14 protein-coding genes, 2 tRNA genes and 2 rRNA genes are annotated in these 20,951 nt (G+C 41.9%); 7 read left to right on the top strand and 11 right to left on the bottom strand.

Going from position 1 to position 20,951, the window contains the following annotated elements; translation table 11 throughout:
* Window positions 1–88: 88 nt before the first annotated feature.
* The 4 genes from P3L56_RS00340 to P3L56_RS00325 form a co-directional block, all read right to left on the bottom strand.
* Window positions 89–2,996: ribosomal RNA gene (locus tag P3L56_RS00340) — 23S ribosomal RNA — on the bottom strand.
* Window positions 2,997–3,332: 336 nt separating this feature from the next.
* A tRNA-Ala gene (locus P3L56_RS00335) sits at window positions 3,333–3,408 on the bottom strand.
* Between the two features lie 125 nt (window positions 3,409–3,533).
* Window positions 3,534–3,610 (bottom strand) — tRNA-Ile (locus P3L56_RS00330).
* A 65-nt stretch (window positions 3,611–3,675) separates the two neighbouring features.
* Window positions 3,676–5,215 (bottom strand): 16S ribosomal RNA (locus P3L56_RS00325).
* The 16S and 23S rRNA genes sit together here with 2 tRNA genes alongside, the layout of an rRNA operon.
* 544 nt (window positions 5,216–5,759) lie before the next feature.
* Between P3L56_RS00325 and P3L56_RS00320 the strand changes: the two genes are divergently transcribed.
* Entirely contained in the window at window positions 5,760–6,452 is a 693-nt protein-coding gene (locus P3L56_RS00320; protein ID WP_042846819.1) for a FadR/GntR family transcriptional regulator, read from the top strand.
* A 54-nt stretch (window positions 6,453–6,506) separates the two neighbouring features.
* Entirely contained in the window at window positions 6,507–7,910 is a 1,404-nt protein-coding gene (gene mdtD, locus P3L56_RS00315) for a multidrug transporter subunit MdtD (protein WP_042846818.1), read from the top strand.
* Here mdtD and rbsR read toward each other — a convergent pair.
* The 6 genes from rbsR to rbsD all read right to left on the bottom strand — a co-directional run bounded on the left by rbsR (window position 7,907) and on the right by rbsD (window position 13,736).
* The gene (rbsR, locus tag P3L56_RS00310) at window positions 7,907–8,908 is read right to left on the bottom strand and encodes a ribose operon transcriptional repressor RbsR (protein ID WP_164975540.1); all 1,002 of its coding nucleotides are present in this window, start codon (window positions 8,906–8,908) and stop codon (window positions 7,907–7,909) included. The genes mdtD and rbsR overlap by 4 nt on opposite strands.
* Window positions 8,909–8,911: 3 nt before the next feature.
* Entirely contained in the window at window positions 8,912–9,841 is a 930-nt protein-coding gene (gene rbsK, locus P3L56_RS00305) for a ribokinase (protein ID WP_042846817.1), read from the bottom strand.
* 85 nt (window positions 9,842–9,926) lie between these two features.
* Window positions 9,927–10,817: a ribose ABC transporter substrate-binding protein RbsB gene (gene rbsB, locus P3L56_RS00300; protein WP_042846816.1), complete on the bottom strand. Its 891-nt coding sequence runs from the start codon at window positions 10,815–10,817 to the stop codon at window positions 9,927–9,929.
* A gap of 18 nt (window positions 10,818–10,835) precedes the next feature.
* Window positions 10,836–11,798: a ribose ABC transporter permease gene (gene rbsC / locus P3L56_RS00295; protein WP_042846815.1), complete on the bottom strand. Its 963-nt coding sequence runs from the start codon at window positions 11,796–11,798 to the stop codon at window positions 10,836–10,838.
* On the bottom strand, window positions 11,795–13,309 hold the full coding sequence (rbsA, locus tag P3L56_RS00290; protein WP_042846814.1) for a ribose ABC transporter ATP-binding protein RbsA: 1,515 nt from the start codon (window positions 13,307–13,309) through the stop codon (window positions 11,795–11,797). Before rbsA ends, rbsC begins: the two co-directional genes overlap by 4 nt.
* 7 nt (window positions 13,310–13,316) lie before the next feature.
* A complete protein-coding gene (gene rbsD, locus P3L56_RS00285; RefSeq protein WP_042846813.1) occupies window positions 13,317–13,736 on the bottom strand; it encodes a D-ribose pyranase in 420 nt (139 codons plus the stop codon).
* 350 nt (window positions 13,737–14,086) lie between these two features.
* Between rbsD and P3L56_RS00280 the strand changes: the two genes are divergently transcribed.
* The 3 genes from P3L56_RS00280 (at window position 14,087) to viaA (ending at window position 18,696) form a co-directional block, all read left to right on the top strand.
* Window positions 14,087–15,481, top strand: coding sequence for an NAD-dependent succinate-semialdehyde dehydrogenase (locus P3L56_RS00280; protein ID WP_048605632.1), 1,395 nt, complete (start codon window positions 14,087–14,089; stop codon window positions 15,479–15,481).
* Window positions 15,482–15,718: 237 nt separating this feature from the next.
* A complete protein-coding gene (gene ravA / locus P3L56_RS00275; RefSeq protein WP_210856027.1) occupies window positions 15,719–17,236 on the top strand; it encodes an ATPase RavA in 1,518 nt (505 codons plus the stop codon).
* Window positions 17,237–17,238: 2 nt separating this feature from the next.
* Window positions 17,239–18,696 carry an ATPase RavA stimulator ViaA gene (gene viaA / locus P3L56_RS00270; RefSeq protein WP_272686185.1) on the top strand — a complete coding sequence of 486 codons (1,458 nt, stop codon included), beginning with the start codon at window positions 17,239–17,241 and terminating at the stop codon, window positions 18,694–18,696.
* A 13-nt stretch (window positions 18,697–18,709) separates the two neighbouring features.
* On the opposite strand, the gene asnA is transcribed toward viaA, so the two are convergent.
* Window positions 18,710–19,702, bottom strand: coding sequence for an aspartate--ammonia ligase (gene asnA, locus P3L56_RS00265; protein WP_042846809.1), 993 nt, complete (start codon window positions 19,700–19,702; stop codon window positions 18,710–18,712).
* Window positions 19,703–19,864: 162 nt separating this feature from the next.
* On the opposite strand from asnA, the gene asnC reads away from it, so the two are divergent.
* Together asnC and mioC are read left to right on the top strand one after the other, a co-directional pair.
* A complete protein-coding gene (gene asnC / locus P3L56_RS00260) occupies window positions 19,865–20,326 on the top strand; it encodes a transcriptional regulator AsnC (RefSeq protein ID WP_042846808.1) in 462 nt (153 codons plus the stop codon).
* A 92-nt stretch (window positions 20,327–20,418) separates the two neighbouring features.
* The gene (gene mioC, locus P3L56_RS00255) at window positions 20,419–20,859 is read left to right on the top strand and encodes an FMN-binding protein MioC (RefSeq protein ID WP_042846807.1); all 441 of its coding nucleotides are present in this window, start codon (window positions 20,419–20,421) and stop codon (window positions 20,857–20,859) included.
* The last annotated feature ends 92 nt before the right edge of the window (window positions 20,860–20,951 follow it).

Genomic DNA, 20,951 nt, shown 5'->3' with positions numbered 1-20,951 from the left:
TGAACAAGCTGCCATGTCCCTCGCCTTTCGGCTTCTCACGCTCATTGAATCAACGTCATCTCAATCTCTAAAACACCTTCGGTGTTGTCAGGTTAAGCCTCACGGTTCATTAGTATTGGTTAGCTCAACATATCGCTATGCTTACACACCCAACCTATCAACGTCTTAGTCTTAAACGTTCCTTTAGGACCCTTAAAGGGTCAGGAAGACTCATCTCAAGGCAAGTTTCCCGCTTAGATGCTTTCAGCGGTTATCTCTTCCGCACTTAGCTACCGGGCAATGCCATTGGCATGACAACCCGAACACCAGTGGTGCGTCCACTCCGGTCCTCTCGTACTAGGAGCAGCCCCTTTCAATCTTCCAACGCCCACGGCAGATAGGGACCGAACTGTCTCACGACGTTCTAAACCCAGCTCGCGTACCACTTTAAACGGCGAACAGCCGTACCCTTGGGACCTACTTCAGCCCCAGGATGTGATGAGCCGACATCGAGGTGCCAAACACCGCCGTCGATATGAACTCTTGGGCGGTATCAGCCTGTTATCCCCGGAGTACCTTTTATCCGTTGAGCGATGGCCCTTCCATTCAGAACCACCGGATCACTAAGACCTACTTTCGTACCTGCTCGAGCCGTCACTCTCGCAGTCAAGCTGGCTTATGCCTTTGCACTAACCGCATGATGTCCGACCATGCTTAGCCAACCTTCGTGCTCCTCCGTTACTCTTTGGGAGGAGACCGCCCCAGTCAAACTACCCACCAGACACTGTCCGCACCCCGGATAACGGGGCAACGTTAGAACATCAAACATTAAAGGGTGGTATTTCAAGGTTGGCTCCATGCAGACTGGCGTCCACACTTCAAAGCCTCCCACCTATCCTACACATCAAGGCTCAATGTTCAGTGTCAAGCTATAGTAAAGGTTCACGGGGTCTTTCCGTCTTGCCGCGGGTACACTGCATCTTCACAGCGAGTTCAATTTCACTGAGTCTCGGGTGGAGACAGCCTGGCCATCATTACGCCATTCGTGCAGGTCGGAACTTACCCGACAAGGAATTTCGCTACCTTAGGACCGTTATAGTTACGGCCGCCGTTTACTGGGGCTTCGATCAAGAGCTTCTCCTTACGGATAACCCCATCAATTAACCTTCCAGCACCGGGCAGGCGTCACACCGTATACGTCCACTTTCGTGTTTGCACAGTGCTGTGTTTTTAATAAACAGTTGCAGCCAGCTGGTATCTGCGACTGGCTTCAGCTCCATGGGTAAACCACTTCACCTAGCGCCAGCGTGCCTTCTCCCGAAGTTACGGCACCATTTTGCCTAGTTCCTTCACCCGAGTTCTCTCAAGCGCCTGAGTATTCTCTACCTGACCACCTGTGTCGGTTTGGGGTACGATTAGTGATAATCTAGAGCTTAGAGGCTTTTCCTGGAAGCGGGGCATGAGCTACTTCGCCACCGTAGTGACTCGTCATCAGACCTCAGCATATAGTGAACCGGATTTGCCTAATTCACCTGCCTACATCCTTAAACCGGGACAACCGTCGCCCGGCCAGCCTAGCCTTCTCCGTCCCCCCATCGCAATTATCACCAGTACGGGAATATTAACCCGTTTCCCATCGACTACGCATTTCTGCCTCGCCTTAGGGGTCGACTCACCCTGCCCCGATTAACGTTGGACAGGAACCCTTGGTCTTCCGGCGTGCGGGTTTTTCACCCGCATTATCGTTACTTATGTCAGCATTCGCACTTCTGATACCTCCAGCATACCTCACAGTACACCTTCACAGGCTTACAGAACGCTCCCCTACCCAACAATATTTACATATCGCTGCCGCAGCTTCGGTGCATAGTTTAGCCCCGTTACATCTTCCGCGCAGGCCGACTCGACCAGTGAGCTATTACGCTTTCTTTAAATGATGGCTGCTTCTAAGCCAACATCCTGGCTGTCTGAGCCTTCCCACTTCGTTTCCCACTTAACTATGACTTTGGGACCTTAGCTGGCGGTCTGGGTTGTTTCCCTCTTCACGACGAACGTTAGCACCCGCCGTGTGTCTCCCGTGATAACATTCTTCGGTATTCGTAGTTTGCATCGAGTTGGTAAGTCGGGATGACCCCCTAGTCGAAACAGTGCTCTACCCCCGAAGATGAGTTCACGAGGCGCTACCTAAATAGCTTTCGGGGAGAACCAGCTATCTCCCGGTTTGATTGGCCTTTCACCCCCAGCCACAAGTCATCCGCTAATTTTTCAACATTAGTCGGTTCGGTCCTCCAGTTAGTGTTACCCAACCTTCAACCTGCCCATGGCTAGATCACCGGGTTTCGGGTCTATACCCTGCAACTCATTCGCCCAGTTAAGACTCGGTTTCCCTACGGCTCCCCTATACGGTTAACCTTGCTACAGAATATAAGTCGCTGACCCATTATACAAAAGGTACGCAGTCACCCTGATAAATCAAGGCTCCCACTGCTTGTACGTACACGGTTTCAGGTTCTATTTCACTCCCCTCGCCGGGGTTCTTTTCGCCTTTCCCTCACGGTACTGGTTCACTATCGGTCAATCAGGAGTATTTAGCCTTGGAGGATGGTCCCCCCATATTCAGACAGGATAACACGTGTCCCGCCCTACTCGTCGAGTTCACAACACTAGCATCTTCAGATACGGGGCTATCACCCTTTACTGCCGGACTTTCCAGACCGTTCTCCTGATACTAATGCTGATTAAGACTCTGGGCTGCTCCCCGTTCGCTCGCCGCTACTAGGGGAATCTCGGTTGATTTCTTTTCCTCGGGGTACTGAGATGTTTCAGTTCCCCCGGTTCGCTTCGTTTGACTATGTATTCATCAAACGATAGTGCAACGGATTGCACTGGGTTTCCCCATTCGGAAATCGTCGGGTATAACGGTTCATATCACCTTACCGACGCTTATCGCAGATTAGCACGTCCTTCATCGCCTCTGATTGCCTAGGCATCCACCGTGTACGCTTAGTCGCTTAACCTCACAACCCGAAGGTGTCTTCTTATCAGACGACACTTAACGTCATGGCTGTGCGTGGTGAACTTCTTCGTTGGGTAGTGCTCGCAATGCTCACGTACTATTGTACGCTGCGCTTGCTGTGCGCTAGCCGCCTTGAATTTCACACTGCTCGCTCATGCCACTCGCTTGTGTGTTTGAAAAACACTTCAAGTTGAGATTTTTGAGAGACTCTCACATTGTTTAAGCGATAAACAATGTGCGTTGTTTTCAATTTTCAGCTTGTTCCAGATTGTTAAAGAGCATAATTATTCGCAATAGACTATTTGACTAATCTATTCTGAATAATCAGAAAAATTTATGGTGGAGCTAAGCGGGATCGAACCGCTGACCTCCTGCGTGCAAGGCAGGCGCTCTCCCAGCTGAGCTATAGCCCCATAAAGGTAATTTCAGTATCAATCTCAGTCATTAAAATGACAAATCGGATTTAGGCAAGGCATAAATTGGCGACGTTTACTTTTGAGTAAACGAGCTGATTTATAACGCTGCATCAATTCGATTTTGGTAGGCCTGAGTGGACTTGAACCACCGACCTCACCCTTATCAGGGGTGCGCTCTAACCACCTGAGCTACAAGCCTATTGATACTGCTACTCTATTTCATCAGACAATCTGTGTGAGCACTTCACAAAAACACTTCAATGGTAAGGAGGTGATCCAACCGCAGGTTCCCCTACGGTTACCTTGTTACGACTTCACCCCAGTCATGAATCACAAAGTGGTAAGCGCCCTCCCGAAGGTTAAGCTACCTACTTCTTTTGCAACCCACTCCCATGGTGTGACGGGCGGTGTGTACAAGGCCCGGGAACGTATTCACCGTAGCATTCTGATCTACGATTACTAGCGATTCCGACTTCATGGAGTCGAGTTGCAGACTCCAATCCGGACTACGACGTACTTTATGAGTTCCGCTTGCTCTCGCGAGGTCGCTTCTCTTTGTATACGCCATTGTAGCACGTGTGTAGCCCTACTCGTAAGGGCCATGATGACTTGACGTCATCCCCACCTTCCTCCGGTTTATCACCGGCAGTCTCCTTTGAGTTCCCGACCGAATCGCTGGCAACAAAGGATAAGGGTTGCGCTCGTTGCGGGACTTAACCCAACATTTCACAACACGAGCTGACGACAGCCATGCAGCACCTGTCTCAGAGTTCCCGAAGGCACCAAAGCATCTCTGCTAAGTTCTCTGGATGTCAAGAGTAGGTAAGGTTCTTCGCGTTGCATCGAATTAAACCACATGCTCCACCGCTTGTGCGGGCCCCCGTCAATTCATTTGAGTTTTAACCTTGCGGCCGTACTCCCCAGGCGGTCGATTTAACGCGTTAGCTCCGAAAGCCACTCCTCAAGGGAACAACCTTCAAATCGACATCGTTTACAGCGTGGACTACCAGGGTATCTAATCCTGTTTGCTCCCCACGCTTTCGCACCTGAGCGTCAGTCTTTGTCCAGGGGGCCGCCTTCGCCACCGGTATTCCTCCACATCTCTACGCATTTCACCGCTACACATGGAATTCTACCCCCCTCTACAAGACTCTAGCTGACCAGTCTTAGATGCCATTCCCAGGTTAAGCCCGGGGATTTCACATCTAACTTAATCAACCGCCTGCGTGCGCTTTACGCCCAGTAATTCCGATTAACGCTTGCACCCTCCGTATTACCGCGGCTGCTGGCACGGAGTTAGCCGGTGCTTCTTCTGTCGGTAACGTCAATCGTTGATGATATTAGCATCAACGCCTTCCTCCCGACTGAAAGTACTTTACAACCCTAGGGCCTTCTTCATACACGCGGCATGGCTGCATCAGGCTTGCGCCCATTGTGCAATATTCCCCACTGCTGCCTCCCGTAGGAGTCTGGGCCGTGTCTCAGTCCCAGTGTGGCTGATCATCCTCTCAGACCAGCTAGGGATCGTCGCCTAGGTGAGCCATTACCCCACCTACTAGCTAATCCCATATGGGTTCATCCGATAGCGCAAGGACCGAAGTTCCCCTGCTTTGCTCCTAAGAGATTATGCGGTATTAGCCACCGTTTCCAGTGGTTATCCCCCTCTATCGGGCAGATCCCCATACATTACTCACCCGTCCGCCGCTCGTCAGCGGGAAGCAAGCTTCCCCTGTTACCGCTCGACTTGCATGTGTTAGGCCTGCCGCCAGCGTTCAATCTGAGCCATGATCAAACTCTTCAATTAAAAGCGTTTGATGCTCAAAGAATGTTTACTGTCGCCTGATTTCCGAAGAAACCAGATTACCTATTAGTTCATATATATGAATTAACGTGTTAGTCACTCTTCAAGACTTAAAATCAAATATTTTTTTGATAGTGTCCTGTGAGTGCCCACACAGATTGTCTGATAAATTGTTAAAGAGCGTTGCGACATTTCTTTTGGAAATTCGACCCAGTTTTTATTAACTTAGGTCGTTGTCGCGAGGTGACGTATATTACGTTTTTTATTTAGAAAGTCAAGCGTTTATTTTCAACTTTTTCTTTCTCACCTCTGTTATCACAAGGCTTCGAGGTTTTCTTCGAGCCGGTTTATCGTGACAACGGATGCGCATTATAGGGAGCCCAGAAAATCTAGCAAGTGTTTTTTTGTTTTTTTATTTTGTTCGCGTTTTTTTTAGCCAAAACAGGCTTTATAAGTTAAATAAGGTCTGTATATTGACTATTTCAGCAGCAATTATTCATTTACTCGCGTAATATAAGTATCTAAGAAATGCGTATTGAGATGAATTATGGAATTAAGTAAGCAACAAACTGCCTCACAGAAGAACCGCTCTTATATTATTGCAGAGAATCTTGGACAGTTAATTTTAAGCAGTACCTATTTACCTGACTCCATTTTACCCAATGAATTAGATTTATCAGAACAATTCCAAGCAAGCAGAACAGCAATAAGAGAAGCAATAAAAATACTCGCGGCAAAAGGAATGGTATTAGCCCGCCCTAAAATTGGCACTCGTGTGATGCCTTCTTCAAATTGGAATTTTTTGGACCAAGACCTTTTAAAGTGGTGGTCGAATAGCGAAGAACAGTCCGTTGTTATTAAACATTTTAAAGTTGTTCGTCTCGCAATTGAGCCCCAAGCTTGTTATCTTGCTGCATTACATGCAACACAAGAACAAAAACAATCTTTACAACTTTTAGCGAGTGAAATGCAATTACTAGCAAAAGAATTTGATAGAGAACGATGGATAAAAATTGACTACCATTTTCATTTAACTATCTATAAAGCTTGCGCTAACCCTTTTTTGATCTCTTTTGCTAATCTGTTTCGCTCTATCTATCAGCGTTATTTTGATGTAATCACTGATAATGAAGTAATTGAAGTTGATACACATCAACAGCTCGCGAATGCAATTATTGAAGGCAAAAGTGCAGATGCCCTTAATTTTTGCTATAGCTTATTAACGAATACTCAGAAATAAAACTAACGAGATAACTCACCGATTTTGGAATTCAATTTTTTAGATAGGTAACTGATGTTCAAGACAGCCAAAAATATGTCTGGTCTTCCATGGATTGCGGCCATGGCCTTTTTCATGCAAGCACTTGATGCCACTATTTTGAATACGGCTTTACCTGATATTGCCAAGAGCCTTCATCACTCCCCCCTTGCTATGCAATCAGCAGTAGTCAGTTACACATTAACTGTTGCCTTATTGATCCCTGTAAGTGGGTGGTTTGCTGATAGATTTGGGACACGGCGTGTTTTTATTTTAGCAGTTTCATTATTTTCTTTAGGTTCTTTATTGTGTGCACTTTCACCCTCCCTAGATTTTTTAGTAACGTCAAGGGTTATTCAAGGGGTTGGTGGGGCAATGATGATGCCAGTTGCACGTTTAGCGCTAATTAGAGCTTATCCACGTAGTGAATTATTGCCAATATTAAACTTTGTCACAATACCGGGGTTAGTTGGGCCAATATTAGGGCCTCTGCTAGGTGGTATATTAGTGACCTACGCCACATGGCATTGGATATTTATTATTAATATTCCTATTGGCGTTTTAGGTATTTTTTATGCGTTAAAACATATGCCTGATTTTAAAATGCCGAAGCGAAAATTTGATACCCTCGGTTTCTTATTGTTTGGATTCGGTTTAGTAATGCTATCTGTCAGCCTCGATTTCTTTGGTGATAAATCGCTACCTACATCTATACCAGTATCTCTTGTTGCAATTGGGTTTCTTTTCCTATTTCTTTATATTTTCCATGCAAGGCGAATTAAGCACGCCATTATTCCTTTAAATTTATTTAAAACTCGCACTTTTTCTATTGGTATCAGTGGGAATGTTGCAACTCGACTAGGTACTGGCAGTATTCCATTTCTAATGCCATTAATGCTACAAGTTGGTTTTGGCTATGAAGCTGTTGTTGCTGGTATGATGATGGCACCATTAGCGATTGGTTCAATCACAGCAAAATCCGCTGTTACAAAAATACTCACTAAATATGGGTACCGTAATACATTATTTGTTATCACCATCATTATTGGATTAATGATTGCTCAATTTTCCTTGCAGTCACCAAGTATGTCGATTTATCTGTTAATAGTCCCTTTATTCATTTTAGGTATGGTAATGTCTGTACAATTTACCGCAATGAATACGATATGTTTGGCTGACCTAACAGATAATAATGCAAGTGCGGGGAACAGTATGTTAGCCGTGACTCAACAGCTATCGATAAGTTTCGGTATTGCAGTGAGCGCAGCAATATTGAACTTCTATGGTGGACAGCCTAACAGCAATACCGTCGATAATTTCCATTATACCTTTATTACTGTCGGTGCTATCACCTTAATATCCGCTTTTGTCTTTTTATTATTAAGTAAGACTGATGGGGATAACTTAATAAAAAATAAAGCAAAAAAGGCTAAAAATTAGCATTTCCTGACCGATTGACGCTCAATAAGTTCAGGTGTTAATACTAAAACACTGGCATCTGCTTCAGGGTTATCCATACGATAAATAAGTTGGTCAACAGCCTGTTTGCCTAGTTTATCTTTTGGTTGATGGATCGTCGTCAATGGTGGGATCATATAAGGTGAAAGGTCGATATCATCATAACCAATGATTGAAATATCATCAGGCACTTTGATTCCTTTTTGGAATATAGCCTGATAAGCCCCAACAGCCATGGCATCATTCCCTGCAAAAATAGCTTGTGGAGGCGTTGATAACTCAAGCAGTTTATTCATTGATTCAAAACCACCAGCAAATTCGAAGTCACTGAAAATAATATAATCTTCATTAACTTCAATTTTAGCCTGTTCCATCGCTTGAATAAAACCTTGATAACGAGCCCTTGCTGGAGACTTATCTTGAGGCCCCGCAATACAGGCTATTCGGGTAAAACCCGAATCAATAAGATAACGGGTAGCAATTTCCCCCCCAAGAAATGAGTTATCTTGAATCACATCTCCTACTGAATCAAATGGTGACCAATCCATCATAACGGTCGGAACGCTAGGGTAGCGAGTAAACACATCCTTCGATGGGCCTTGAACTTCTGTACACATAATTAATAGCCCATCAACACGTTTTTGTAATAACGTTTCTAAGCTATGGTTCATACGTTGAAGGTCACCTTCAGTATTACATAAGATCAAACTATAACCGCGCTCGTAGCAACTACGTTCAACACCACGTACTACTTCTGCATAAAATGGGTTATTACTTGTTGTTAGTAACATCCCTATTGTATTAGTGCGATTCATTTTTAAGCTTCTAGCTAATGCTGAAGGGGCATAGTTTAGCTCTTCTATCGCATTTTTGACGCGCAGAGTTATACTTTCGCTAACATAGCGATTTTGATTAATCACGTGAGAGACTGTGGATGTCGACACCCCCGCTAAACGTGCCACATCTTTCATTGTTGCCACAAGCTAATCCTGTTGAGTCAAAAATTGTTCAATTTCTTTACGCCAAGGTACCGATGGCTGCGCGCCAGGACGAGTTACAGCAATTGCTGCGGCAGCATGAGCAAAAATAATTGCGTCTTCATCTGCCTTACCTTCCAATAGTGCAGTGACATAAGCCCCATTGAATGTATCACCTGCCGCAATAGTATCTACTGCTTTTACGTTAAATGCAGGAATTATTTTCCCTTGTGAGCCTTGTTCACTATACCAAACCCCTCGGGACCCTAGCGTTATCATCACTTTGCTGATCCCTTTTTCGTGCAATACCTGTGCAGCTGCTTGTGCCCCTTTATTATCATTAACAGCAATCCCTGTTAGATGCTCAGCTTCGGTTTCATTTGGTGTAATGATATCGACTAGTGTTAATAATGAATCTGGCAATGACTGGGCTGGTGCTGGATTTAAAATTACCTGTGTATTATTTTTATTGGCAATTTCAGCAGCCATTTGTACCGTATCAAGAGGTGACTCTAATTGCATTAAAACAGCATCAGCTTCGATAATTTTTTGTTGATAGCTAGCAAGCCTTTCTGTCGTCAATTGTGCATTTGCGCCTGCACTGATACCAATAATGTTTTCACCTTGTTGGTTCACATAAATCAATGCCACACCAGTAGTTTCATCTTGAATGGCATCAATACACTCAGTTTTAATATTATCCAAACTAAGCTGTTTTTTAATACTAGAACCAATGCCATCATCACCAACACAAGCAATAAAAGTTATGTCAGCACCGCTTCTACCCGCGGCGACAGCTTGATTTGCGCCTTTACCACCAAATGCAACTTGATAGTGATCACCCCTCACCGTTTCACCCGGCTGCGGAAATTGCTTAACATTTAATATATGATCAGCATTGATACTACCGAGAACCACTAGCTTTGCTGTAGCCATAACGTTTATTTCCTTTTTATTGTGACGTAATAACCCACAAACTAAATGAACCGCCGTTATAATAGTAAACGGCGGTTTTTATTTTTTATTGTTTTACCACTAATTCCAATTCAACTGGAACCGTAGATTCAACTTTTTCACCTTTTAAGACTTTATCCGCTATCTGTACTCCAACGATACCGATTTGGTCTGGGCGCTGTGCTATGGTTGCCCCTAATTTACCGCTTTCTACTGCTTTGATGCCATCATTAGTGCCATCAAACCCAACAACAAGAACATCAGAGTAACCAGCAGTTTGTAAAGCTCTTAAAGCACCTAGAGCCATTTCATCATTCTGAGCAAATACCGCTTGGACAGTAGGATGTGCCGTTAACAAGTTTTGCATGACGTTCAAGCCTTTTGTTCTATCAAAATCAGCAGGTTGGCTCGCCAGTAAATTAAATTTATGCTCTTTTGCTCCAGTATTAAAACCTTCACCACGCTCACGCGCTGCTGAAGTACCGGAAATCCCTTCTAATTGAATGACTTTTGCTTCATTACCCGTTTTTTTTGCGATATAGTCAGCCGCCATTTTCCCCCCCATGCGGTTATCTGATGCCACATGGCTGACAACTTCACCTTTATTTGCTGCTCTATCTAATGTAATCACAGGAATGTTAGCTTTGTTAGCCATTAAAATAGAATTCCCGACCGCGTCTGAATCAGTTGGATTGATTAACATAAGTTTTGTGCCACGCACAGTTAGATCTTGTACGTTTGCCAACTCTTTAGCTGGGTTATCTTGAGAATCTAAGACGATCAATTCATACCCCAGTTTATCAGCTTCTTTTTGTGCGCTGTCTTTCATCGTCACAAAGAATGGATTGTTAAGTGTAGAAATAACTAATGCAATGCTATCTTTCGCCATCGCATTAACACTGACCGTTGCACTCAGTGCAACCGCAGATAATAGTGTTGCTAATTTATTCATCTTCATAATAATTTTCCTGTAGGGTTATTTTTTATTATCAACAAGTACCGCAAGTAAGATGACGACAGCTTTTACAATCATCTGATAGTTTGACGAAATACCTAATAAGTTTAAGCCATTATTTAGAAAACCAAGGATCAAGGCACCAATCAAGGTTCCGACAATGCGGCCTTTACCACCAGCAAGGCTGGTACCACCAAGAACAACCGCAGCAATGGCATCCAATTCATATCCATTACCCGCCATTGGTTGTGCTGATGATAAACGCGCAACTTCGATTACACTCGCCAATGCAGCTAACAAGCCACATAAGGCATAAACGATAATTTTAATGCGGTCGACGTTAATACCAGATAGGCGAGTTGCTGATTCATTCCCCCCTAATGCATAGATATAACGACCTAGACGTGTGTGATGCAACATGTACCATGCAGCCGCAAAAACAATGATCATTAACCAAACAGGGGTCGGAATGCCAAATGGACGCCCAATACCAAACCAACCAAATAAATCTGCGTTATCACTAAACCCTGTATTAATAGGGCTTCCGTCGGTGTACACGCGAGTAACCCCACGTAGTAATAACATCATGACTAGAGTTGCAATAAAAGCTTGAACTTTACCTTTTGCGACAATAACACCGGTACATGCGCCAATTGCAGCCCCCAATGCTAATGCACCAGCAACAGCGACTAAAGCATTTACATCAGTACTCACCATAGAAGCTGCCACAGCCCCAGTTAATGCTAATAATGAGCCGACAGACAGGTCAATTCCTGAGGTTAAAATGACCAATGTCATTCCAACAGCCATAATGGCATTCACAGAGGTTTGTTGTAAGATATTGAAAAAGTTATTAACCGTAAAAAAATTAGGGCTTAATGTCGATACGATCGCAATTAAAATTAATAGTGCTATTAATGATTTTTGCTCCATCAGCCATGCTTTGCTGAACCAGCGTTTTGATGATGCGGTAGTTGAACTCATGCTGATAACTCCTGAACTGAGCCATAATGTTTACCCACTGCAGCAGCCATTAAGGCTTCCTGAGTTGCGTCTTTGGCGGAAAACTCCCCACTGATATGACCTTCATGCATAACCAAAATACGGTCACTCATTCCAATCACTTCTGGCATTTCTGAAGAAACTAAAATGATACTCAGTCCTTCTTTCTTAAATTGGTTAATTAATTGATAAATTTCTTTTTTGGCTCCAACATCAACCCCGCGAGTTGGTTCATCAAGGATCAGGACTTTAGGTCGCGTCATTAACCCCCGAGCAATTGCCACTTTTTGCTGATTACCACCAGAAAGGTTGCCAATAATTTGGTCCATTGATGGCGTTTTAATATTGAATAATCGAATGAAATCACTGACAGTTTGTTGTTCTTCTTTATGTTTTAAACTACCACCTACGCGGCTAAAATAACGTAGTGCCGTCAATGACATATTTTCTTTCACTGACATGCCAAGTACTAAACCATCACGTTTGCGGTCTTCAGAAATATAGACAATGCCGTTATTTAGGCCATCTTGAGGAGTTCTTAATGTGACTTCCTTACCTTCAAGAGTAATAGTCCCTGTTTTCTTCGCTGCCGCGCCATAAATAATTTTCATCAATTCCGTGCGACCTGCCCCCATCAACCCTGAAACCCCTAAAATTTCACCACTTTTTAGACTAAAACTGGCATTAGTGACTCCGGGACCGGATATATTTTGCAACTGTAAGCGCACACTACCAGTAGGAACATCAACTCTCGGATACTGATCTTCTAGTTTTCGTCCTACCATCATTTCAATTAGCTTTTCTTCTTCTAATTCGCTAACAGGTTTTTCACCTATAAATTGGCCGTCACGAAAAACAGTTACATCATCGCAAATTTCAAAAATTTCTTTTAGCCGATGAGAAATGTACACAATGCCACAGCCTTGCGCTTTTAAGTCTTCAATAACTCTAAATAAAGAAGCTGTTTCTGTATCAGTTAAAGCATCGGTTGGCTCATCCATGATGATAACTTGGGATTGATAACTCAGAACCTTAGCTATTTCGACCATTTGCTGCTCACCAATAGAGAGCTCAGCAATAGTTTGGTGGCTGTTATAATCAAGATTAAGACGTTGAAGAAGTTTGTCTGATTCACTAAACATCTTTTTCCAGTCGATTTTGCCAAATACATTAACAAATTCTCGACCAAGAAAAATATTCTCCGCGATAGTTAATTCAGGAATAAGATTTAGCTCTTGGTGAATAATACCAATGCCTGCTTCTTGGGAGTTTTTAGGGCCATTAAATTTTACTTCTTTGCCTAGATAGCGGATTTTACCTGCATCTTTGCTATAGATACCGGTTAGTACTTTCATCATGGTTGATTTGCCAGCCCCATTTTCCCCCACCAGCGCCATGACTTTTCCAGGATAGACATTTAATGTCGCCCCATTAAGGGCTTTTACCCCTGGAAATGATTTATCGATTCCGATAAGTTCTAATAAAGGTTGCATAATCACCTCAGAAAGTCACACCAGAACAAAGAATAATGTTAGCGAACGGTGAACATTCTCCGGTGCGGATCACCGCTTTACTGTCATGAGTCAGTTGTTTAAAACGTTCATGGCTGCAATAGATAATTTCAATCGTATTATTTTGAGTGACTTCTAGCTGTTGTAAGTGAGCTAAAATAGCATCTTCCATTTGTGGGTTATTGGTACTAATTTCCTCAGCTAGAATGGCTTTTTCGACTTGCATCTCTTGAGTAATAACACTTAAAACTGACATGAAATCGGGTAAGCCTTGAGTAATGGCTAAATCAATACGCTCAGTTCCTTGAGAAATAGGCAAACCAGCATCAGCAAGCGTTATTTGGTCCGTATGACCTAACTTGGCAATTACAGAGGTCACGTTGGCATTAAGTAAAACACCCTTTTTCATTTTTCACCGCCATTCTAGTAAGCGAAACGTTTCGCTCATGTAATCATAGTAAAGATGAGTCACAACTCAATATTGATGGTTAATATTTGTGATCAACATCGAAACGTTTCGTTAGCGTTAAAAAAATAAAAAATGATAACTAATTGAATAGCTTAAGCTGAATCGTTTCTATTGATTCATAAATAAACATAAAAAAAAACATTCAAAAACAATTAAAATTTGTTTACACGAATTTTTTGATGAAAAATGCCATTTAAATTCATTTTAAGCTCATTTTATGGTGACATATCAAATGTAATTTAAGATAGGTTAAATTATTTATCTTTAACCGTTGCGGTAAGGAATAAAAAATGAATATGACATCATCAATAAAATCAGTTAATCCAGCAACAAATAAAGTAGAAAAGATTTATCAAGAAATGAGTGCGGAGGAAGTCGATACAATACTCAGCAAAGCAGATAACGCCTACCTGACTTGGAAAAAAAGCTCATTTACAGAGCGAGCAGTAATTTTACATAACATAGCAAAAACTATGCGAGATAAAAAAGAGCTTCTCGGAAAAATCTGTACAACAGAAATGGGAAAACTATTAAGTGAATCGATAAGCGAAGTCGAATTATGCGCAAATATTTTTGACTACTATGCGAATGAAGGAAGCCGTTTATTAGCGGATAAAGAAATTGATGTTAAACACGGAAAAGCCTTCTTAACTTATGAACCTATCGGAGTACTCCTGACTGTTCAACCATGGAATTTTCCATTTTATCAAATAACTCGAACAGCTGCTGCTAATCTAATGGCAGGGAATACCATTGTTTTAAAGCATGCTTCAAATATTCCCCAATGCGCTGAAATAATGGAAAAAATATTTATTGAAGCAGGCCTACCGGATGGCGTTTACAACAATTTATTCATTCCTGGCTCAAAAGTTTCAGCTCTTGTTTCAGATGAACGAGTCAAAGCCGTATCTTTAACAGGAAGTAAACCTGCTGGTTCCAATTTTGCCTCTGAAGCAAGCAAAGTAATAAAAAAATCAACACTTGAGCTAGGAGGGAGTGATGCTTTTATTGTGCTAGCTGATGCAGATATTGATAGTGCGGTTGCGACAGCGACTGCTGGCCGTCTATGGAATGCAGGGCAAGTTTGTGTTTCACCAAAACGTATTATTGTATTAGAAAACGTTGCGAAAGAATTTATCGCAAAAGCAAAAGCAATCTATGAAAAAATTATTGTGGGTGACCCAATGGACCCAGCTACGCAACTCGCCCCATTAAGTAGCGAAGGAGCAGTAAACGACGTTATTAATCAAGTTGAAGTGGCTGTAAAAGAGGGAGCAACACTGGTATTTGGCGGTAAGCGATTAGATCGTGAAGGGGCGTTTATGCAACCCACAATATTGACAGATATAAAACCGAATATGAAAGCTTATCATGAAGAAATATTCGGCCCAGTACTTTGTATTTATGCTGTAAAAAATATAGATGAAGCCATTCAATTAGCTAACGCGACTGAATTCGGTTTAGGTGGAACTGTCTTTGGTAAGAATGAAGCGGAAGCAATAAAAGTGGCTCGCCAAATAGTCACAGGGATGGTTTATATCAATCATACCACAGGAATTGCCCCTGAGCTCCCCTTCGGTGGAACTAAGCTTTCTGGTTATGGTCGAGAACAATCACTTGCGGGCATTCGTGAGTTTGTGAATGAAAAATTAATTCGAGTTACCACGCCAGATGCACCTTATTAATAATTATTAATCCTCAGCGCGGGCTCATAGTTTTATACTCATGAGCCCACCCAGTTCAAATCAGCCCTCTTTCGATTAAGATTTTCTCGCCTTAATACAGCTACACACGATTTAAATCAAATAACACAAAAGAAAAATGACAAATTTGATTGCACTGTTTATAAAAGGACGGATAACCTAAGAATTAAGCGTAACTACAACATTATTGAATTTTGTTATTCAATGAAAGGAATATCGATGCAATTATCTGAACGGATAGCTCAACTTAGCAATTACCTTGAAAGCGGTTTATATGAACGCCAGCAGGCTATTCGTTTATGTTTATTAGCCACATTAAGTGGGGAAAGTGTTTTTCTCTTAGGCCCTCCAGGTATTGCAAAAAGCTTGATAGCGAGACGAATGAAATTTGCTTTTCGCCATGCAAATGCGTTTGAATACTTAATGACACGTTTTTCGACTCCCGAAGAAATATTTGGCCCACTATCAATACAGGCACTAAAAGATGAAGGGCGCTACCAACGGCTAACTAAAGGCTATTTACCTGATGCTGAAGTTGTCTTTCTTGATGAGATTTGGAAAGCCGGCCCCGCTATTTTAAATACTTTGCTAACGGCAGTAAATGAACGCAAGTTTCGTAATGGTGACGAAGAAAAACGTATTCCGATGCGGCTATTAGTTACCGCTTCTAATGAACTTCCTGATGCAGATAGTAGCCTAGAAGCACTATTTGACCGTATGTTAGTGCGTATTTGGTTAGATAAACTACAAGAAAAACAAAATTTCCGCGCACTTCTAACTGGAAAATCATCCTTAGATGAAGCACAAGTACCTGAACATTTAAAAATCAGTGATGAAGAATACCAACAGTGGCAACAAGAAATACCGAAAATTACGCTACCCGATCACTGTTTTGAGCTTATTTATCAACTACGTCAACAATTAGATGCAACAGATAAGCAAGTTTATGTTTCTGACAGGCGATGGAAAAAAGCGGTTTATCTACTGCAAGCAAGTGCATTTTTCAATGGTAGAAGTAGTGTATCCCCCCTTGATATTGTGCTACTAAAAGATTGCCTATGGCACGATATGCAATCCATGAACACCTTGCCTAAATTATTGCAATCTCTACTGCAAGAGGATGGCTGGCAACAACGTAAATTAATGCACGAAATAGAGCTAACTTACCAACAATGGATGTCATCAACCCAAGATCAAAACAACCAAGACGCATTTAAAGTAAATAAAAACAATGCAATGTTTGCTCGCAAAGCCTCATATGTACTCCCAGAGAATATTGCTGAAGGGCGTATTACGCTATTTTTACATCGCCCATTGCAGTTACATAATATGAAAGTCACCTTTGTGACAACGGATAAAAAATCCCTGATAAACTTTTTAAATAAAGGAACAACGTTATCAGCTCACCTCAACGGAATTGGTTTTGCCCAAGAATTGGCCGCAGAGATTAATAATTTAAACCAAATTCAATTATTAGATGTGAGTCACCAATCATCGACTTTATATCTACAGGATAAAACAGCAAGTAACATACCTACGATAAATAACCAAGAATGGTTAGATAAGTTGGATAAAATTCAAAATGATATCCAAGCAGCTCGCTATCAATTTGAAAAACAGCAACCAAATTTATTTATCGAGCCCCATTGGATAGCAGATATAGAACAAAGCTTTATTAACGTATCCGAGAGACTCATCCAACTACGCAACCAAATCACGGGTAAAGTGGCTGAATAATTATGATGAGTTTAGCCACACTCGAAATGCTACTTTCGGTTAATGAAGGTCAATTAATTGAAGAGATCATTATTTCTCTTCTCGCTACCCCACAATTGGCCGTATTTTTCGAAAAACACCCACGTTTGAAAAAAGCCTTACTAAAAGATTTATCCAGTTGGAAAAAAGATCTCAAACAAAGGATGAAAGATGCACTCGTCCCTTTACAGCTTTCTGAAGAGTTTGAGTTGTATCGCCAGTCATTAGGAATTTCCACTGATGCTTTTTTTACCCAACTCCCTACTGTAATTGAAAAGCTTCATCAACTTGATTCCCCTTTTTATCGTGAAGCTTATCAGTTACAGAGTGGCAAAATAGAAAACCGTGGTGCAAGACAATCACTGTTTGTCCAAAGATGGCGTATTAGCTTAATTTTTCAAGTTACGACTCTTCATAAAGAACTGTTGGAGCAAGAAAAAGAACAGTTGCTGGCGGAATTACAGCGTCGGCTAGCGTTAAGTGGAAATTTAGAAGATATACTCGGTGAAAATGAGCGTGCAGCAGGCCGCTTATGGGATCTAAGCAAAGGGGCCAATATGACCTCAGCTTATAATGACCAATTGTTAAATCGTTATAGTGAGTTTTTACGCCAACAACCTGAACTGGAAAAAATAGCCCAATTGTTAGGGCGCAGCCAAACAGCCCAAGCCATTCCAGATGATAGCGTCATACTTGAACCAATGACTATCATGGAAAAAGTCCCTGAAACTGTCCCCGAACAAGTTAATGGTTTAAATCAAAGCGATGATATTTTACGGTTATTACCCGCGGAATTAGCCATGTTAGGACTTGAAGATATAGAGTTTGAGTTTTATCGCAAATTGCTTGAAAAACAACTTTTGACTTATCGTTTACAAGGTGAGAGTTGGCAAGAAAGAAAAATACTTCGGCCAATCACACATCATCATAACGAAGAGCAACCAAGAGGACCATTCGTTGTATGTATCGATACCTCTGGTTCAATGGGGGGGTTAAATGAACGATGTGCCAAAGCCTTTTGCCTTGCCCTGATGAAAATTGCGCTGGCAGATAACCGGTCATGCCATGTCATGTTATTCTCCACTGAAATAGTGCACTACGATTTATTATCTGCCGATGGCTTAGATCAATGTATTCGTTTTTTACATCAGACCTTTAAAGGTGGGACCGATCTCGCCGCTTGTTTGCAAGAAACAGCAATAAAATTAGAGTCAAAGCAGTGGGCTGATGCAGATGCAGTGGTAATTTCTGATTTTGTGGCTCAACGTTTGCCCGATGAATTAATTCAGAAGATTAAATCAATGCAGAAGATGGGGAAATACCGCTTCCATGCGGTATCCGTATCAAATTATGGGAAACCCAGCATCATGAAAATTTTTGACCATATTTGGCGCTTTGATACTGGGTTAAAAAGCAGGCTACTACGCCGCTTTAGTCGCTAACTACATTCATTAACTACAGCATACCTTCAACTGACTCTTGCATTTCTTCGCCCCACACGCCACATTGTACTTGGCCAATGTGTTGACGTTGCAGAAGCAACATCACTAAACGTGATTGACCAATGCCACCCCCAATAGTTTGCGGCATTTCACCTTTCACTAACGCTTGATGCCACTCTAATTCCATACGCTTTTCATCATTTGTCAGGCCTAATTGGTATGTCAAGCACTCAGGACTTACACGAATACCCATAGAGGACAGCTCAAAAGCATCTTGTAATACTGGGTTCCATACAATGATGTCACCGTTTAAACCACAAAAACCATCTTCATTTTTTGTCGTCCAGTCATCATAGTCTGGTGCACGTACATCATGTGATTCACCGCTCGATAACTTACCGCCAATACCAATCAAGAATACAGCACCCAGTTCTTTCGCGATAGCGCGCTCACGACCTTTAGCGTCTAAGTCAGGGTAACGCTGTAGTAACTCTTCACTGTGGATAAAGTGAATTTGGTCTGGCAGGAACGGTGCCAAACCAAATTCTTTACTTACGGCAGCTTCTGTTTCTTTTATTGCCTTATAGATTTTACCCACTGTCTGTTTCAGATAAGGAAGAGTACGCTCCTCATCTGCCATCACTTTTTCCCAATCCCACTGATCAACATAGACAGAGTGGATAGGGGTTAAGCGATCCTCGTCCGGACGCAACGCTTTCATATGTGTATATAAACCTTGGCCTTTACTAAAACCAAAACGACCGAGCGTTTTACGTTTCCATTTAGCCAATGAGTGAACGACTTCGAAGGTTGCACCTGGAATTGATTTCACTTTTACTTGAACGGCTTTTTCACTACCGGATAAGTTATCTTGTGTACCATCACCTAAACGGCTCAGGATTGGGCCTTGAACCTCAATTAAGCCTAATTCCTTTTCAAGTAAACGTGAGAAATATGATTTAACAAAACTAATTTGTTGCTGATGTTCGATGAATGACTTGTCCATAATTTTGTACCCATAATTTGATTGCTGTATTAGCTGATGTATAGATTAAGCAACAAAATGAGGTATAAATTCAATATACTTCATTAAAAAAAGCCATTGGCGTTTATTTTAATCAAAAAAAAGGGTATAAAAATGAATAATCGTTAAAATGGAGGTGAAATAATGCCTGAAAATTATCAAATCGATAATCTCGATCGTGACATACTTCACGAATTAATGGGAAATGCACGTACACCATATGCGGAATTAGCAAAAAAATTCTCTGTTAGCCCAGGTACAATTCATGTTCGCGTAGAGAAAATGAAGCAAGCTGGAATCATTCAAGGAACTCGTATCGATATCAGCCCAAAACGGTTAGGTTTTGATGTCTGCTGTTTTATTGGCATCATTTTAAAAAGTGCTAAAGATTACCCAACAGCACTAAAAAAACTGGATGCCTTAGAAGAAGTGGTTGAGGTTTATTACACAACTGGGCAATACAGCATTTTTATCAAAGTCATGTGCAAGTCAATTGATGCGTTACAAGACGTACTTATCAACAAAATTCAAACGATTGATGAAATACAATCCACCGAAACGTTGATCTCCTTACAGAACCCAATCTTGCGAACAATTAGCCCTTAGAAAAAAAAATTATATAACCACATTATCCACAGGTAGATCCCAGCTCATTCACAGCGTACAATAGCCAGCAATTATCGTGAAAGAGAATCACCATGACAAAAGTAACCTTAATAAGTGGCAGTACAATGGGCAGTGCGGAATATGTTGCAGAGCATATGGCTGAGATTTTGGACGAATTAGGTTATGAAACAGAAATTCAACATGGTCCTAGTCTTGATGACTTAACACTTGAAGGGTTATGGCTGGTGGTTAGCTCTACACATGGTGCAGGTGATTTACCAGAAAACATTCAGCCTTTATTTGAAAGCATACAAAAAGAATCCCCAGATCTAAGTAAAGTTAAATTTGGTGCAGTCGGGATCGGTAGTTCCGAGTATGACATTTTTTGTGGTGCGATCCACAAACTTGATTCGTTATTAAGCGAAAAAGGGGCAAAAAGGATCGGTGAATGTTTTGAAATTGATGTCCAGCAACACGAAATACCTGAAGATCCCGCGGGAGAATGGGTTAAAATTTGGGCAAACGAACTATGATTTGGTTATTAAACCAGCAGTCAGCTGTGGGTAACTCAGGGAAGATCACGGTATTAACCGGTAGTTATCCATAGTATAAGTTTTAGGTCGAC

Source organism: Providencia sp. PROV024, assembly GCF_032709665.1.
In the GTDB taxonomy this organism is placed as follows: domain Bacteria; phylum Pseudomonadota; class Gammaproteobacteria; order Enterobacterales; family Enterobacteriaceae; genus Providencia; species Providencia huashanensis.
This window is presented reverse-complemented; position numbering and strand designations above follow the sequence as displayed.